Origin of the sequence: Aneurinibacillus thermoaerophilus (genome assembly GCF_900099925.1) — a bacterium.
GTDB lineage: Bacteria > Bacillota > Bacilli > Aneurinibacillales > Aneurinibacillaceae > Aneurinibacillus > Aneurinibacillus thermoaerophilus.
The window spans coordinates 1-16557 of sequence record NZ_FNDE01000021.1; the positions used below are offsets into that span (position 1 = coordinate 1).

Here is a 16557-nt window from a genome sequence, read left to right on the forward strand (position 1 = left end):
ATGGGCTGCATGGAAGCTGCTATCTTCCAGCATGGGTTGTCAGAGAGAACAGCCTGCGGGTTAGAAGTACAAACGAGTACCAGGGAAACAGACTTACGAAGTAGTCAAAGCTACAGGAGGATAGAGAGTTTCCCTGAACGATCCTAAGAATCATTGTCCAGAGACATCATGAAAAGTCCAGTCCCATGATCTGGATGTGCGTGGTGTCCCCCTCCCCTTCTTTACAGTTACAGGGGAGGAAAATATATCTTGGTTTTTTGGTTAATAGTCTCTCGAATTCAACTGGAAATTCGTGATTTTGAGGGGCTTAAACATACTATACGAGGAGGGTTGCACATGGAACACGTAGCGGTTATCGGGGCAGGAAGCTGGGGAACCGCTCTTTCGACCGTACTTGCGGAAAACCACGAGCGCGTAGTTCTCTGGGCGCGACGGAAGGAATTAGCGCAAGAGATGAATGACATGCGGGAGAATAGGCGTTATTTGCCCGGCATTAGGCTTTCGGAAAACATTGTTGCTGACGCGTCCATTGAGCGTGCTGTGCAGGATAAGACGCTTATATTGCTCGTTGTCCCGTCTCATGCGATGCGAGAAACTGTCCGAAGCTTGGCGCCTTATTTGCGTAAGAATGCCATCCTTGTTCATGCGACTAAAGGTATGGAAATTGATTCATTAAAACGCATGAGCGAGGTCATCAAAGAAGAAGTACCGGAACATTTTCACGGGCGTATTGCTGTTTTGTCTGGTCCGAGTCACGCGGAAGAGGTTGGCCTTAAAGCGCCAACGACGGTCGTGGTTGCGTCAGAACGCATCCAAATAGCGGAAGAAGTGCAGGATGCGCTGATTACAAATCATTTTCGCGTCTATACGAACCCTGATGTGGTCGGTGTGGAGATAGGGGGAGCGCTGAAAAACATCATTGCGCTCGGCGCTGGAGTAAGCGACGGCTTGAACTTCGGCGACAACGCCAAGGCCGCCCTGCTGACGCGCGGACTTGCTGAAATTAGCCGCCTTGGAATTAAACTGGGGGCAAATCCGCTGACATTTACGGGACTTGCTGGTGTCGGAGATCTGGTTGTAACGGCTACAAGTCGGCACAGCCGTAATTGGCGGGCTGGAAATATGCTTGCGCAAGGTTTTACGCCGGATGAGATCATTTCGCGAATGGGCATGGTTGTAGAAGGCATTAAAACGACGCAGGCCGTTCATAGGCTGGCGCAGGAGCTAAAAGTGGAAATGCCTATTACGCGTGAGTTGCATGCGCTATTATTTGAAAATAAAGCGCCGCGCGAGGCTGTCCGCGATTTGATGGGCCGTGTGCGCCGCCATGAAACAGAAGAACTGGCGCTTAAATATTTTGAAAACCATTAACGAACGACATGTAAACCCGTCCTGCTGTGGAAGCCGCACTTTTTTCCTTTCTTGCTCATACACTGTTGTTGTATAGCGGAAGGAGGGAGATGACGGGTATGGCAAATATCCCGAAAAAATTTCTTGATAAATTACAGGCGAAGAACGTAGATACTTCTGAGTTGCAGAAATTGGCGGGTGGTGTGAAAAAAAGCGATTTGAACGATGAGCAGAAGCTTCGCCAGTTGATCCGCCAGCTAGCGGTCATTGCAAGCGTGTCCATAACGAAAGAGAAGGAAGATAAAATCATTTCGTATATTCGCAAGAACAATATTCAGGGCGGTGACATGAAGACGTTAACCAACTTGTTGAAAAATAAGCTGTAAACGATAAGAAATAGGCGTATGAGATGTTACAGGCTTGAAAAAACTAGCATAAAGTATAGCATGATTCACGAAAATAAGGGCTCTCGAAGACGACGCGAGGATACAGAAAAGGATAATGCCAACGGCATTATCCTTCTTTTTTGCTTAACAATAAAGTTCAGGAGGCTTATACTTAAGCCTCCTCGGATGACGCGGTTTCATCCATCTCCAGCAGTGCCTGCACGAGCGGGGAATTCAACAGAGAGATTACTTGGCGGAAATCGATATGATTCAGCGATTTGATAAATGAAAGCGGAGAACGGTCTATCGTTGTTCCGCTTTCCTGTTTCGCCTCCCGGAGCGTCGCTCTTTTGCGGTTATTTTCAACCCAGCGTTCGTACATGCTGATTAAATTTGTTAACGTGCTAAGCGTTTGTTCCAGCTCCGCCATTGTGCCCCGCATTTGGCTTGACCATTCCCGAACAGTGTTGATGGAAGAACGCATCTCTTTCGGGGATTTAGTCAAGAGAGAAGGAAAGTTTTTTAAAAAAGAGGCGGCGGCCCTCGTTTCCGCTTTTGTTGCGGTCGGAACGACGGCGACAGCCGTTTTTTTTGTTTGGGCGGATCCGTTTTTTTTGTGTTTTTTGTTGGCGGCCGCGCGTGTGGAACGCTTCGTGTAAGGACTTTGCCGCTTTTGACTGATCATGTTTGCGCCCCCTTTATCTTGTAGTCAACATTATAGTATGCGTCCATCCCGTGAGAGGTTCGATTGTCCCGGATTTGTGCTATAATGTGAATACATCTATTTGCAGGATAATTTTTGAAGAAAAAGGGGAGCTTGCATGCAGCTAATGTTTTATGCGCTTAGCGCGATCGGTTTGATGATTCTAGCGAGCGTTACTATTGTTGTTGCGCGTACAAGGAAGCGCCGCGTATGGCGTTTTTTGTTGTCGACTGTTGCGTACGCCAGTTTAGTCGCCTCTTTTTTCCTAATGGTTGCTGTGCTGATTACCTTTTAATTCTGCTTTATATGATTGGCTTTTATGTATTTATGAAGCGCAAACAATACAATGTACAACACGGTGAGCGAAATGCCCAACCAGAGCAGTGTCCGGGCTGTGTCTTCCGTCGAGGCAATCAGAAAGACCGGGACAAAAAACACGACGCCGAAAAAAAAGGTGCCTTCAAGAGCTACTTTGATCCATTCGCGGCTCATCAGCATGCTTTCATGCCTCCTATGAATCTTTTTCATGTCTTTACCTTTTCCTTTAAACGACAAAACAGCGTTGATATATCGGTTCAGGTTCATGTATATATAGTAAGTATGCCTGATGATATTGTTTTTATGTATTTTTATTTAGGAGTTGTTGTCATGCCGAAACTTACATTTATCCCGGTGAACAGGAGTGTGCAGGTGCGTATTGGGGAAACGATTCTGCGCGCCGCATCAAGGGCCCGGGTGGCTATTTCCCAGCGTTGCGGCGGCAAAGGTGCATGCATGATGTGCAAAGTGCAGGTAGCGGAAGGAAGCAAGGTTTCTTCGCCGAAAGAGCTGGAGAGGCGAATGATCGGTGCACAGAATCTAGCCCGAGGGATTCGCCTTGCCTGTCAGACGAGAGTGCAGGGTGAAACGCGGGTTCACCTTCCTGAAAGCCGGCTTGCGGCCGTTGTCCGGGCCCAGCTTGAGAAACAACGCCAGGAGTTAGATGAAGAATGAAAAAACGGAATTTTTCCCCATTTTTACAGGTGACAGGTTTGCTGTTCCTGTGTATGCTGGTGCTCGTGGGCTGCGTATATCCTAGGAGCAGGATGCTGCAAAATGCCGCTCCACCTGTCCAACAGATTAAAATGGTGCAGGATGCGGTGGATCAATACCAGAAAGATACAGGTGTGTTGCCTATCGTTACCAAACCGGCCGTGACGCCCGAATTTGAACGTTATCCGATAGACTTTTCCAGAATTGTGCCAAGATACATTCCATACATCCCCGGCGCCGCCTTTGAAGAGGGGGGGAATTACATGTTTGTGCTACTGAATGTGGAAACGAAGCCAGAAGTACGCCTTATCGATTTGACCGTTTCACAAGGTGTACAAAGCATACAACAAAAAGTTAGTCGTTATTTTTTGACCAAGAGGGAATTCCCGTTCGGACAAAAAGTAGCGGACGGCTACTATTTTATCGACTTCGGCAAGCTACATATGAATGAAGAAACGATTTTAAGCCATTTTAGCGGACAGCCGCTTCCGTATATCATCGATGAACGGGGGCGGGTCGGCGTCGATTATTCGATGGATTTGGCAATGGCACTAAAAAGCGCGCCAGATAAGCCGAAACCAGACGAGGACATCCGTTATATACTGCCTGACGTTTCACCGCTCGCACCAGTGAAATCGTTTCCGTATCGCTTAGTAAACGGAGAGCCGAAACTAGTGCGAATAAAATGATAAGAAATATGCACGTTGTTTCTTACCGCTTTATTTTTGGAATATCTTTCGTCTCCTCGCATATTTTTGTACAAAACAGGACAGGGCGGGGCACAGGCGAAAAGCGGGGGCCCCGGAGCGGCTCCCGCTTTTTTCACCTTGGTCGGGCCGTCAGACGGTCTATTTTTCCCGTCGCCCTCATAAGATGAGTAGTGGTCTTATAGTACAAGAAGTAGAAGGGAAAGAAATGCGAGGAGGTATCTAAGTGGAACGTGTAGATATTTTTAAAGACATTGCCGAGCGTACGGGGGGAGATATTTATATTGGTGTCGTCGGCCCTGTTCGCACTGGTAAATCGACATTCATCAAACGTTTTATGGAAGCGATCGTCATTCCGAACATCCCATTCGAAGCGGAGCGGGTTCGTGCTGTTGACGAGTTGCCGCAGAGCGCCGCAGGCAGGACCATCATGACAACCGAACCGAAGTTCGTACCGAACAACGCGGTCGCTATTCATGTCGCCGACGGCCTGGATATTAACGTGCGCCTTGTGGATTGCGTTGGCTATACGGTGGCAGGCGCACGCGGTTACGAAGATGAAAACGGTCCTCGTATGGTAACGACGCCGTGGTATGATGAACCGGTACCGTTTGAAGAAGCGGCAGAATTAGGTACGCGCAAAGTTATTCAGGAACATTCTACGATTGGCGTCGTCATTACCACGGACGGAACGATCGCTGAAATTCCGCGCGCCGAGTACAAAGAAGCAGAAGAGCGTGTCGTAAACGAACTTAAAGAAGTCGGTAAGCCATTTGTTATTATTATAAACTCTACTCATCCGGGACGCCCGGAAACGCTTGCGTTGCGGGCAGAATTGGAAGAGAAATACGATGTGCCTGTACTGGTGATGAGCGTCGATTCCATGGATGAGCGCGAAGGAATCGCTGTCCTGCGTGAAGTGTTATTCGAATTCCCGGTTCACGAAGTAAACGTAAATTTGCCTTCCTGGGTAATGGTGCTACATGAAGACCACTGGTTGCGCGAGAATTTTGAGGAAGCGGTGCGCGAAACGGTTAAGGATATCCGCCGTTTACGCGATGTTGACCGGGTTGTCGGATATTTTGGTGAATATGAATTTATTGAGCGTGCCGCTTTGGCGGATATGAATATGGGGCAAGGGATTGCTGAGATTGATTTGTATGCCAACGATGAATTGTACGATCAAATTTTGATGGAAATTGTTGGGGTGGAAATCCGGGGCAAAGATCATTTGCTTCAATTGATGCAGGAGTTTAGCCTTGCGAAGAAAGAGTATGACAAAATTTCGGGTGCGTTGAATATGGTGCGCCAGACGGGATACGGCATCGCACCGCCTTCGCTTGAAGAAATGAAGCTTGACGAGCCTGAAATTATCCGCCATGGTTCCCGTTTCGGTGTGCGTTTGAAAGCGACCGCTCCCTCCATTCATATGATTCGCGTTGATGTGGAATCAGAGTTTGCGCCGATTATAGGCACTGAGAAACAGAGTGAGGAGTTAGTCCGGTACCTTATGCAGGATTTCGAAGAAAATCCGCTCAGCATTTGGAACTCCGACATTTTCGGACGTTCTCTTAATTCGATCGTCAATGAAGGCATTTCTGCCAAGCTATCAATGATGCCGGACAATGCACGATACAAGCTGCAGGAAACGCTGGAGCGCATTATTAACGAAGGTTCAGGCGGATTGATTGCTATCATTTTATAAGCTTTATCTTCGCGGCTATGTTATTCAGCTGCACCCCATCAGCCAAAAAATGTTTAAAAGCAACGACTGACTGTGCGTAAAAAATAGGGAAAAGGGCAAGAACACCGGCTTCTCCTGACAGGCAGAAGCCTTTTTCCTTTTTGTAGCCTGATTCGTTACCATATGGTCCCGGGGCCATAGATTGGGGAAAATCCCTTGAATTACAGTGCTTTCTATATTAATATTAGCTTGTCTACATCTAAAAACATTTGGATTGTGTATATTTATTCAGTATTTGGTTAACAACGTATAACAAGATGCTCCCGTTGGGAGGAGGTGAAAGACATGAACAAAACAGAATTAATTGCGAAAGTGTCCGAAATGGCAGAACTTACGAAGAAAGATGCAACAAAAGCGGTAGACGCCGTGTTTGATGCGATCACGGAAGCGCTGAAAAACGGGGAGAAAGTACAACTGATCGGATTTGGAAACTTTGAAGTGCGCGAGCGTGCAGCACGCAAGGGTCGCAATCCGCAGACTGGCGAAGAAATTGAGATCGCTGCTAGCAAGGTGCCTGCTTTCAAGCCGGGCAAAGCATTGAAGGAAGATATTCAATAGCGGCGTACATATCGCCATTGGGTCGAATTTATTTTATTCATGGCAAAACGAAGGGAGAGCTGTACGTGGGTACAGCTCTTTTCCTATTTTTCGATAGGTTGCCTCTAGTTTGCCCACAGATAGCGGAGCGAGCTGTGTTTAAAATATTCATCTTTGACGCACGTTAAGATAGAGGTGAATGTGTCATGAACAAAATAAAAACGATGTACTGGCTATGGCTGCTTCCGTTAGCTTTGGTTATTGCGCTGGTATATATCGGCTTCTGGCTATATAGATAATCATTGACAGCGCTTCCTTTTTGCGCGATAGTTAAATCCGTAGCCATCTACACGCAAAAGTAAAGAGGGGGAGCGTTTATGAACGGAACAGGTAATGATTTTATCGTAATTAAAGCTTTAGAGAACGGCGTAAACGTTATTGGATTGACGCGTGGAGAATCGACGAGATTTCACCACTCCGAAAAATTGGATAAAGGCGAAATTATGATCGCTCAGTTCACCGAGCATACGTCAGCCATTAAAGTGCGTGGAAAAGCGATTATCCAGACGAGCAACGGCACAATTGACACATTGGTGGACGAATAAAAGAAAAAACAAGCAGGTACCTGCTTGTTTTTTCTTAAGGATGCGAACGCTGCATCACGCTTTGAAAGCGCAATGTATCATGATAAAGGGGGACGTAAGAAACATGCTTACAATTATAAGACAAGAATTATATAATAGCATAGTGTAGTGCGATAGAAATATGATATACTTTATAAGTATGTTTTCAGCGAGCGTGGAACGTTTTGTTGGGGGATGAACGGATGAACCTTTTGCGACATGACTTTCAAGAAGAAATAAAAGAAATTTTGCGGCAGATTAAAGAAAATGCTGAGCAACGCATTCTCTACCAATACATTGATAATCCGCCCATTTCGCAGCTCCGCGTATGCCTGCTGTATCTTTTTTTACGGCAGTGCGGCGTGCGGGCGTCTGCCATTCGTAGGTATGTTGTTACGGCGATGCTGATTCAACTCGGGCTGGACAGTCACGAACAGGTAAGCCTTGAGAAGGAAGATACGCCGTTGGGGGTACGGACGCGTCAGCTAACCGTGCTTGCCGGAGCTTATTTCAGCAGCCGCTATTATTATTTGCTTGCAGAAATGGAGGATGTACGTGCGATTGGTCAACTGGCGCGGAGTATTCAGGAGATCAACGAGTGGAAAATCAATCTGTACTGGGAAAATGGCTGGACAGCTGAGCAGTATTTACGGCGGAAAGTGGACATTGAATCATCACTGCTTAAATCTTTTGGAAAAGCATACGGCGGGGAGAAAGCAGACGTATGGGTGAACATTTTTTCACAGATGATTTTAGTAGAGCAATTGCTCGGGGAGTATAAAGCCTGTCGTTGGGAAGAAGGGGCAGGGACGTATTTTCGGCTGTTGAGCAAGGAAGAGGGAACACACAATGCGTACCAATCTATGCTGCAGTATATTCACAAAGCGTTGCACCAATGCCGCAAACTCAGCGCACTTTTGGATGATGAGGAAGGACGCGTCGAGCTGAAGCATCTTATCGATCGGTGCGTCGAAGAATTGGACAACCAGAAAGTAAGGGCAGAGGAGATGTAACCATGCGCGAAAAATTGCAGGGGGAAGAGAAAGCGGAGTATGTTCGCTCAGTGTTCGAATCGATCGCCAAAGAATACGACCGGATGAACTCTGTGATCAGCTTCGGGCGCCACGTTGCTTGGCGCGAGTACACGAATAAGCGGATGGGTGTGCGCCCGGGGCAGAGCGCCATTGATTTATGCTGCGGTACATGCGATTGGACCATTAGTCTCGCGGAAGCAGTCGGCCCAACAGGAACAGTGGTCGGCCTTGACTTTAGTCAGAATATGCTTGATGTCGGAGCGGAAAAAATTCGTGCCAAAGGTCTAAAACAAATTACGTTGGTTAACGGCGACGCAATGTGTATTCCGTATCCGGATCATTCATTCGATTATGCGACGATCGGATTCGCGTTGCGTAACGTTCCTGATTACAAGCAGGTTCTCCGCGAAATGATGCGGGTGGTCAAGCCTGGGGGACAGGTAGTTTCGCTTGAAGTGAGCAAGCCGCCGTTCATTCCTTATCGTAAGCTGTTCTTTTTTTATTTTTATAATATCTTGCCGCTCATTGCTCGGTTTGTAGTGGGCAAGTATGAAGAATACAGCTGGCTGCCGCAGTCGCTGACTAACTTTCCTGACAGCAAAGAGCTTGCAGACACATTCCGGGAGATCGGGCTGGAAAACGTACAGACCAAACTGTTCGTTGGCGGGGTTTCCGCGCTGCATATCGGATACAAAAAGCAGGTGGATAAGCCATGAGAAAACTGAAGATTATTCTGGAAATGATTAAGTTTGAACATACGGTTTTCGCGCTTCCGTTTGCGTTTATGGGTGCGATCCTTGGCAGCTTTATCGTAAACGGTACGTGGCCGACGTGGTGGCAGATTTTCTGGATTATTGTGGCGATGGTGGGCGCGCGCAGCGCGGCGATGGCGCTGAACCGTTTGATCGACCGTCATATTGATGCCGAAAATCCAAGAACAGCGATGCGGGCGATCCCAGCAGGACTGATAAAAGAAAAAGAAGTTGTGCTTTTTATCCTCGGTTCATTTATTTTGCTGTTTATTGCCGCGTTTCAGCTGAATATGCTCGCAGTGAAACTGTTGCCGATCGCCGTCTTTTTTCTGGTGTTTTATTCGTACACAAAGCGCTTTACATGGGCATGTCATCTCGTGCTTGGCATCGCCATCGGCCTTGCGCCGCTTGGCGGATGGGTAGCGACGACAGGACAGGTAGACTGGATGGGCATGCTGCTGTTTGTATCTGTCGCGCTTTGGACGGCCGGATTTGATGTGATTTATGCTTGCCAGGACGCCGATTTTGATAGAAAGCGCGGCTTGTATTCCATTCCGAGTTATTTTGGCATCTCTAAAGCGTTGAAACTTGCACGCCTGTTTCATCTGATTACGATGGCCGGATTTGTCGTGCTTTATTTTATTACCAGTTTGCACATATGGTTTGCGGTCGGCATTATCATTGCGGCGCTTATTCTTATTTATGAACACCGCCTAGTGTCGCCGAATGATCTGTCCAAGCTAAATACAGCTTTCTTCACGATGAATGGAATTTTGAGCGTGGTCGTATTTTCTTTCACGCTGCTGGACTTGGTGATGAGATGAGAAAAATTGTTGTTGTCGGAATTACCGGCGCGAGCGGCGCGGTGTACGGAGTGCGACTTGTACAGCAGCTGCTTGACGCTGATTGTAAAGTACACTTGATTGTAACGGAAGCTGGCTGGCAAGTGTTCCGGGAAGAATTGGACTGGGATACGAGCGATCGGGAGGCGGTGATTCGGAAGTATTTTTCACACGGGCAAGGAGAGCTTTATTACCATACGTTGCGCGATTTCACGGCGCCTGTAGCGAGCGGTTCGTATCTTAGTGACGCCATGGTGATTATTCCTTGTTCAATGGGAACGTTGTCTGGTATCGCGCACGGTGCATCTGGCAATTTGCTAGAGCGCACCGCGGATGTGATGCTTAAAGAGGGGAGAAAGCTGGTAGTAGTGCCGCGCGAAACGCCGCTTAACGTTATTCAATTGGAGAATATGACGAAGTTGGCGCGGGCTGGAGCGCGCATTGTACCTGCCATGCCCGGGTATTATCACAAGCCGAAAACAATGGATGATCTGATCGACTTCGTGGTGGGAAAAGTATTGGACACTCTAGATGTGCCGCACCAATTATTCCGCCGTTGGGGAGAGTGAGACTATGTCTTCAATAAAAATTGGCAAAATCACATTCAGTAATATTATGCCTATTTATCACTTTTTTCGTATGGATCAATTTGATGAGCATCAAGTAGAATTTATTTCCCAGGTGCCAACGCAGCTGAATCGCGGCATGGCTGAGGGCACGATTGATATGGGACCGATTTCGTCGTTTGAATACGGGCGGAACTATAAGGAGTATGAGGTATTGCCCGGTTTGTCTATCAGTTCGCTCGGCAAGGTACGTTCTATTTTTCTGTTTTCGCGTAAACCGATTGAAGAGTTGAAAGAAGCGAAAATTGCGCTAACGGACAAATCCGCTACATCTATCAATTTGCTTCGCATTATTATGGAGAAATTTTATCAAGCATCGCCAGCGTATGAGACGATGCCAGCCAATTTCGAGAAGATGATGGCGACGGCAGATGCTGCATTGTTAATCGGGGATGATGCGCTGCTTGCTTCTTGGAACAATCACGGCTATTATATGTATGATCTTGGAGAGTTATGGTACCAGCATACAGGGCTTTGGATGGTGTTTGCTGTTTGGGCGGTGCGCCGCGAGGTTACGCGCGGCAAGCCTGAACTTTTGCGCAGTATTCATAACGAGTTTTTACATAGCAAAAAGAAAGGTCTCGCAGAATTGGATGCTGTGGTAGCGCAGGCCAAAAAAGAGTTCGGTGCCACGGCGGAGTTCTGGAAAGTATATTATACGGGGCTGTCGTATGACTTTACCTTGGAACACAAGAAAGGGTTGGAATATTATTATGCGTGCGCGGCGGACCTCGGACTTTTGAAAGAACCCGCTAAAGTAGATGTTTGGAACACCGATTCCAATAAGTCGGCTGTGTAGGATAAGGAAGAGAAGAACCAGTTGGGTGGAGCGTAATGAAACTAACGGATATTTTTTGGCCTTTTCGGTCGGACATGGATTATATTGAACGCGAGCTGGATCGGGCGATTGATACGAAAGAGCCTGTGCTCCAGAAAACTTCTAGCCATTTGCTCAAAGCGGGAGGGAAACGTATCCGCCCTGTCTTTGTGCTGCTAGGGGGGAAATTTGGCAACTATGATATTGAGCGACTGAAACATGTAGCCGTGTCGCTCGAATTGATTCATATGGCGTCGCTCGTACATGATGATGTGATTGACGATGCCGAACTTCGACGCGGTAAAATGACGGTTAAGTCCAAATGGGACAACCGAATTGCGATGTACACAGGCGATTATATTTTCGCTCGCGCGCTTATGATTGCGACCGAGTTGTCCAATCCGCAAATTCATAAAATTTTGTCGCGTGCTATCGTTGATTTGTGTACCGGGGAAATTGAACAAATCCGCGATTTGCATAACTGGAATCAAAGTTTGCGCAACTATTTGCGTCGGATTAAGAGGAAAACAGCGTTGCTTATTGCTATAAGTTGTCAGCTAGGCGCGCTGGCGGCGGATGCGACGCCCGATGTGGTACACCGTCTTTATGTTTATGGCTATAACGTAGGAATGGCTTTTCAAATTACCGATGATATTCTCGATTTCATCGGTGATGAAAAGAAACTTGGCAAGCCGGCGGGCAGCGATTTACGGCAAGGCAATATCACATTGCCGGCTCTATATATGTACCATGTCAGTCCTGACGCTCGGTGCTTCCGTGAATTAGTAAAAGAAAACAGGGTAGATGAGATGATTCGGGTTATTCGGGAGAGCGAAGGAATTCAGGTAGCGCGCAGATTGGCGGAACGTTATCTGACACGGGCGGCTCAGGCATTGACTCCTTTACCAGATAATAAAAGCAAAGATGCGCTTTTAAAGATCGCGCGTTTTATCGGAGAGCGGCAATTTTAGCATACGCATCGGGAAGCCTATTGCCTCGAAAACTCGCTTTTTTATAGAAAAGAACTTCCCACTTCTACGAGTGGGGGGGAGAGGTTCATGCATAAGTTGAAAAGAGACCTTGAATTTGTTAAAATTCACGATGTGTATTTACACACTGTACATAACAAAAAATGATTTTGAAACATGGAGGGTACAATACATGGCGAAACAACGTACTTTCATTATGGCAAAGCCTGATGCCGTGCAGCGCAACCTGATTGGCGAGATTATGCAACGGTTTGAACGCAAAGGATTTCATTTGATTGGCGCAAAATTAATGAACGTACCGCGTGAGTTGGCGGAAGAGCATTACGCCGAACACAAAGAAAAGCCGTTCTTTGGCGAACTGGTTGACTTTATCACTTCCGGCGCCGTATTCGCGATGGTGTGGGAAGGTGAAAACGTCATCGCAACCGCACGCAACATGATGGGCAAGACAAACCCTGCTGAAGCCGCTCCTGGCACGATTCGTGGCGATTTCGGCATCAGCATGGGCATGAACATCATTCACGGTTCCGATGCACCGGAAACGGCAGAACGTGAAATCAAGCTTTGGTTCAAAGAAGACGAACTGCACGTATACGAAAAAACAATTAACAAATGGATTTAAGTTTGAAGAGAAGGGAGGCTTCTAGTAAGGAGCCTCTTTTTTCTGCTTCTCCGGTGCAGCCAGTCATCCATGTGAAAGATAAAAGCTCAAACGTGTTGCATCTCGAAAATCCGACAATGAAATGAAAAATAAGCAGGAAAAGATGAATAGGACGCGAATACTATTTCTATTGAAGACAATGTTGCAAGTAAGAGAAGGGGATAGGATAGGTGGAAGACAAAGATTTTTTGCAGTTTATTGACAAAGTAAAGCACAAGACGGGGATTGATTTGGCGTTGTATAAAGAAGCACAAATGAAACGCCGTTTGACTTCGCTTCGTGTAAAGCGGGGATATCATACATTTGATAGCTTTTTTGAAGCGATGACCAAAAATCAGGAATTGTTTAATGAATTTTTGGATCGCATGACGATAAACGTATCCGAATTTTTTCGTAATCCGAGCCGCTGGCAGGTGCTTGAAACGAAAATTATTCCGCGACTGTTAAAAGAAAAAGGACGACTAAAATGCTGGAGTGCAGCCTGCTCCACCGGGGAAGAGCCTTACTCGCTCGCCATGCTGCTGTCGCGTTTTATGCCGCTTTCGGAAATTGATATCACGGCGACCGATATTGATGAAGGCGCCATTGCGAAAGCAAAGCGCGGTGTATACGTGGAACGTTCGCTACAGAATATGCCGAAAGATTTGGCTGCAAAATACTTTAGAAAAGAAGAGGCGATGTATGCCATCTCCGACGATATTAAGCGCCGCATCAAGTTTAAGCGCCATAACTTGTTGGCTGACCCATTTGATAAAAATCATGACTTGATTGTTTGCCGCAATGTGATGATTTATTTTACTGAGGAAGCGAAGCATGATTTGTATCATAAGTTTGCCGCATCGCTTCGCACCGGCGGGGTGTTGTTTGTCGGGAGCACGGAGCAGATTTTTCAGCCCCAGCATTATGGCTTTGAGCCGGAAGACACATTTTTTTACCGTAAAATGTAGAGCAAAGAAGAAGATGAGGGCCGCGTCCTGGACTATCACCCAGGTGCGGCGCTTTTTCTGAATTTTGTCTAGGATTTTCCGGGCAGCTATACTATAATAGCACTTAAAAATGAAAAAGGGTGGAGGAAGAACATGCGGTATCTTACAGCAGGAGAATCACATGGACCACAACTTACAGCAATCATCGAAGGAATACCCAGCAATTTGCCCCTTTCTATCGAAAAAATTAATGAGCAACTGTTGCGACGTATGAAAGGATATGGCAGAGGCAGACGCATGCAAATCGAAAAAGATCAGGTGAAAATTGTCGGTGGGGTGCGCCACGGCAAAACGACCGGCGCACCGATTTGCCTTGTCGTAGAGAATAAAGACTGGACTCACTGGCAACAGATTATGAGCCCCACACCGGTGGAAGAAGGGGATGATAAGCGCCGCGTATCCCGTCCCCGTCCTGGCCATGCCGATTTAAACGGGGCGTTGAAATATAACCAGCGCGACATGCGCAACATTCTGGAACGTTCAAGCGCTCGCGAAACTGCGATTCGTGTGGCGGTAGGCGCAGTGGCACGACAATTATTAGAACAATTTGACATTAAAGTTGCCGGACATGTACTTCGCATCGGCGAAGTGGAAGCGGAGCGTGTCGATGTGAGTTTGGAAGAAATGATGCGGATTACGGAAGAGTCTCCTGTACGTTGCCTGGATAGCGAAGCGGCGCAAAAAATGATGGAGCGAATTGATAAGGCAAAAGCCGATGGCGATTCGCTTGGAGGTATCGTGGAAGTCATCGCGGAGGGCTTGCCGGTTGGATTGGGCAGCCATGTACAATGGGATCGCAAGCTGGACGGTCGCCTCGCGCAGGCGGTGATGAGCATTCAGGCGTTTAAAGGTGTGGAGATCGGTATCGGGTTTGAAGCAGCGACGCGGCCCGGTTCTCAGGTGCATGATGAAATCATTCTTGACGAGCAAGGGAACTACTCCCGCAAAACGAATCGTGCCGGCGGGCTGGAAGGCGGTATGACAACAGGGATGCCGGTCGTTGTGCGCGGTGTAATGAAGCCGATTCCGACGTTGTATAAGCCGCTGAACAGCGTTGACATTGACACCAAAGAGACATTTGCTGCAAGCATTGAACGTTCGGATAGTTGCGCCGTGCCGGCGGCCAGCGTCGTGGCAGAAGCGGTTGTGTGCTGGACGCTTGCTGATGCGCTCGTTGAGAAATTTGGTGGCGATTCGCTTGAAGAGATGAAGAAAAACTACGAGAGTTATCGAGAGCATGTAGAGAGGTTTTAGACAATGAAGAGATTACAGGTGGAGCTGGGGGAGCGTTCGTATCCGATTTGGATTGGGCCTGGGGCGCTTGGAAGGCTGCCCGGCTTGCTTGAAGAAGCCGGGATCGATACCGGACGCAAACTGTTTATTGTAACGGACGAGCATGTGGCATCGTTATATCTTGAAAAGACAACAACCATTTTACGTGATGCTGGATATGCTGTATCTCATTTTGTAGTTGTGGCAGGAGAGAAAGCGAAAAGCCTTGCGGTGTACGAACAAATCATTACCGCAGCGCTTAAAGCGGGCCTTGACCGGAAATCGGCGTTTCTTGCGCTTGGAGGCGGCGTGGTTGGTGATCTGGCAGGTTTTGTGGCTGCTACCTATATGCGCGGCGTCGCGTTCGTGCAAATCCCGACGACGCTTCTGGCTCATGATAGCAGTGTTGGGGGCAAAGTGGCAGTGAACCATCCGCTCGGCAAAAATATTATCGGCGCATTTCACCAGCCGAAGCTTGTCGCGTATGACACGGAACTGCTCAAAACGCTTCCGCCGCGCGAAGTGGCAGCGGGATTTGCCGAAGTTATTAAGCATGGAATGATTTGGGACGAAACGTTCGTGACATGGCTGGAAGAAAACGCGGAAGGTTTGCAGCGCTTTGACCATACGCTATTGCAAGAAGCGCTTTTGCGCGCCTGTAGCGTAAAAGTGGCGGTCGTCTCGCAAGATGAGCGCGAGCAGGGACTGCGCGCCATTTTAAATCTTGGCCATACGTTTGGTCACGCGTTTGAAGCGTTGTGCGGCTATGAGAAGCTAAATCATGGCGAAGCGGTTGCGATCGGCATGGTTGCTGCCGCCATGCTTTCGGAGAAAATGGGGATCGCGCACGATGTAAGCAAACGAACGCGGCGCGTTCTTATGAAGTATCGCTTGCCTGTTTCCCTTATGCTCCCGCTTAAAGCGGATGATGTTATCGCAGCGATGCGGCGCGACAAAAAAGGGGAAGGCGGCAAACTTGTGTTTGTACTACCGACTGCAATCGGAAAAGTGGAAATTAAAAAAGATGTAGCAGAAGAGCAGGTGCGTGAAGTATTGCGTGCTTTGCAGGAAGGAGGGGAGTCGTAGTGACGGTTCGGGGAATTCGCGGGGCCATTACCGTTGCTGCCAATGAAGAGACGGCCATTCTGGAAGCGACCGAGCGGCTTATGCGCAACATGATTGAAGCAAACGGGATAAACACGGAGGATATAGCGAGCGTCATAATTACGGTAACGCGCGATTTGGACGCGGCGTTTCCGGCGCGTGGTGTGCGGGCGATTCCGGGATTTGATTTAGTACCGCTCATGTGTTCTAACGAAATTCCGGTGCCGGGCAGCCTGGAGAAATGCATTCGTATTATGATGCTTGTCAACACAGAGAAATCGCTTCGCGAAATCCGGCATATATTCCTGGAAGGGGCAGTTGTGCTACGTCCAGATTTGAGTTCACGGCTTACATAACGTCGTTCTGCCAGAAGAATGGTTGACAGCGCATGA

21 protein-coding genes are annotated in these 16557 nt (G+C 47.8%); 19 read left to right on the top strand and 2 right to left on the bottom strand.

Annotated features, from left to right (window positions below; all coding sequences use genetic code 11):
• Positions 1-336 precede the first annotated feature (336 nt).
• Both BLR88_RS11175 and BLR88_RS11180 read left to right on the top strand, forming a co-directional pair.
• A complete protein-coding gene (locus BLR88_RS11175) occupies positions 337-1371 on the top strand; it encodes an NAD(P)H-dependent glycerol-3-phosphate dehydrogenase (RefSeq protein ID WP_057899316.1) in 1035 nt (344 codons plus the stop codon).
• Positions 1372-1469: 98 nt separating this feature from the next.
• Entirely contained in the window at positions 1470-1736 is a 267-nt protein-coding gene (locus tag BLR88_RS11180) for a stage VI sporulation protein F (RefSeq protein ID WP_057899315.1), read from the top strand.
• A gap of 172 nt (positions 1737-1908) precedes the next feature.
• Here the strand turns inward: BLR88_RS11180 and BLR88_RS11185 are convergent, their stop codons facing one another.
• Positions 1909-2421 (bottom strand): hypothetical protein, encoded by a 513-nt coding sequence (locus BLR88_RS11185; RefSeq protein WP_057899314.1) that lies wholly within the window; start codon positions 2419-2421, stop codon positions 1909-1911.
• A gap of 136 nt (positions 2422-2557) precedes the next feature.
• On the opposite strand from BLR88_RS11185, the gene BLR88_RS11190 reads away from it, so the two are divergent.
• Positions 2558-2734 (top strand): DUF2768 family protein, encoded by a 177-nt coding sequence (locus BLR88_RS11190; RefSeq protein WP_082706047.1) that lies wholly within the window; start codon positions 2558-2560, stop codon positions 2732-2734.
• Here the strand turns inward: BLR88_RS11190 and BLR88_RS11195 are convergent.
• A complete protein-coding gene (locus tag BLR88_RS11195; RefSeq protein WP_057899313.1) occupies positions 2731-2937 on the bottom strand; it encodes a hypothetical protein in 207 nt (68 codons plus the stop codon). The two genes, BLR88_RS11190 and BLR88_RS11195, sit on opposite strands and share 4 nt — an antisense overlap.
• Before the next feature lie 150 nt (positions 2938-3087).
• Here BLR88_RS11195 and BLR88_RS11200 point away from each other — a divergent pair, with 150 nt between their 5' ends.
• The 16 genes from BLR88_RS11200 to aroH all read left to right on the top strand — a co-directional run bounded on the left by BLR88_RS11200 (position 3088) and on the right by aroH (position 16521).
• Positions 3088-3432 carry a 2Fe-2S iron-sulfur cluster-binding protein gene (locus BLR88_RS11200; RefSeq protein ID WP_057899312.1) on the top strand — a complete coding sequence of 115 codons (345 nt, stop codon included), beginning with the start codon at positions 3088-3090 and terminating at the stop codon, positions 3430-3432.
• Positions 3429-4160, top strand: coding sequence for a hypothetical protein (locus BLR88_RS11205; protein ID WP_091260708.1), 732 nt, complete (start codon positions 3429-3431; stop codon positions 4158-4160). The genes BLR88_RS11200 and BLR88_RS11205 overlap by 4 nt, the downstream gene beginning before the upstream one ends.
• Positions 4161-4404: 244 nt before the next feature.
• A complete protein-coding gene (gene spoIVA, locus BLR88_RS11210; RefSeq protein WP_057899310.1) occupies positions 4405-5883 on the top strand; it encodes a stage IV sporulation protein A in 1479 nt (492 codons plus the stop codon).
• Positions 5884-6207: 324 nt separating this feature from the next.
• Entirely contained in the window at positions 6208-6480 is a 273-nt protein-coding gene (locus BLR88_RS11220; protein ID WP_057899308.1) for an HU family DNA-binding protein, read from the top strand.
• Positions 6481-6836: 356 nt separating this feature from the next.
• Positions 6837-7064, top strand: a complete 228-nt coding sequence (gene mtrB, locus BLR88_RS11225; RefSeq protein WP_057899307.1) for a trp RNA-binding attenuation protein MtrB — start codon at positions 6837-6839, stop codon at positions 7062-7064.
• A gap of 221 nt (positions 7065-7285) precedes the next feature.
• Entirely contained in the window at positions 7286-8095 is an 810-nt protein-coding gene (locus BLR88_RS11230; RefSeq protein ID WP_057899306.1) for a heptaprenyl diphosphate synthase component 1, read from the top strand.
• A gap of 2 nt (positions 8096-8097) precedes the next feature.
• A complete protein-coding gene (locus BLR88_RS11235) occupies positions 8098-8832 on the top strand; it encodes a demethylmenaquinone methyltransferase (protein ID WP_057899305.1) in 735 nt (244 codons plus the stop codon).
• Entirely contained in the window at positions 8829-9692 is an 864-nt protein-coding gene (locus BLR88_RS11240; RefSeq protein ID WP_057899304.1) for a UbiA-like polyprenyltransferase, read from the top strand. The genes BLR88_RS11235 and BLR88_RS11240 overlap by 4 nt, the downstream gene beginning before the upstream one ends.
• On the top strand, positions 9689-10279 hold the full coding sequence (locus BLR88_RS11245) for a UbiX family flavin prenyltransferase (protein WP_057899303.1): 591 nt from the start codon (positions 9689-9691) through the stop codon (positions 10277-10279). Before BLR88_RS11240 ends, BLR88_RS11245 begins: the two co-directional genes overlap by 4 nt.
• A gap of 4 nt (positions 10280-10283) precedes the next feature.
• Positions 10284-11135, top strand: a complete 852-nt coding sequence (locus tag BLR88_RS11250; protein WP_175493611.1) for a menaquinone biosynthetic enzyme MqnA/MqnD family protein — start codon at positions 10284-10286, stop codon at positions 11133-11135.
• Positions 11136-11170: 35 nt separating this feature from the next.
• On the top strand, positions 11171-12124 hold the full coding sequence (gene hepT, locus BLR88_RS11255; RefSeq protein WP_057899301.1) for a heptaprenyl diphosphate synthase component II: 954 nt from the start codon (positions 11171-11173) through the stop codon (positions 12122-12124).
• Positions 12125-12314: 190 nt separating this feature from the next.
• Positions 12315-12764, top strand: a complete 450-nt coding sequence (ndk, locus tag BLR88_RS11260) for a nucleoside-diphosphate kinase (RefSeq protein WP_057899300.1) — start codon at positions 12315-12317, stop codon at positions 12762-12764.
• A gap of 209 nt (positions 12765-12973) precedes the next feature.
• Positions 12974-13750, top strand: a complete 777-nt coding sequence (locus BLR88_RS11265; protein WP_057899299.1) for a CheR family methyltransferase — start codon at positions 12974-12976, stop codon at positions 13748-13750.
• Between the two features lie 132 nt (positions 13751-13882).
• On the top strand, positions 13883-15043 hold the full coding sequence (gene aroC / locus BLR88_RS11270; protein ID WP_091260711.1) for a chorismate synthase: 1161 nt from the start codon (positions 13883-13885) through the stop codon (positions 15041-15043).
• Positions 15044-15046: 3 nt separating this feature from the next.
• Entirely contained in the window at positions 15047-16147 is a 1101-nt protein-coding gene (aroB, locus tag BLR88_RS11275; RefSeq protein WP_057899297.1) for a 3-dehydroquinate synthase, read from the top strand.
• Complete coding sequence (gene aroH / locus BLR88_RS11280; protein WP_057899296.1) at positions 16147-16521, top strand: chorismate mutase; 375 nt, start codon at positions 16147-16149, stop codon at positions 16519-16521. The genes aroB and aroH overlap by 1 nt, the downstream gene beginning before the upstream one ends.
• Positions 16522-16557 lie beyond the last annotated feature (36 nt).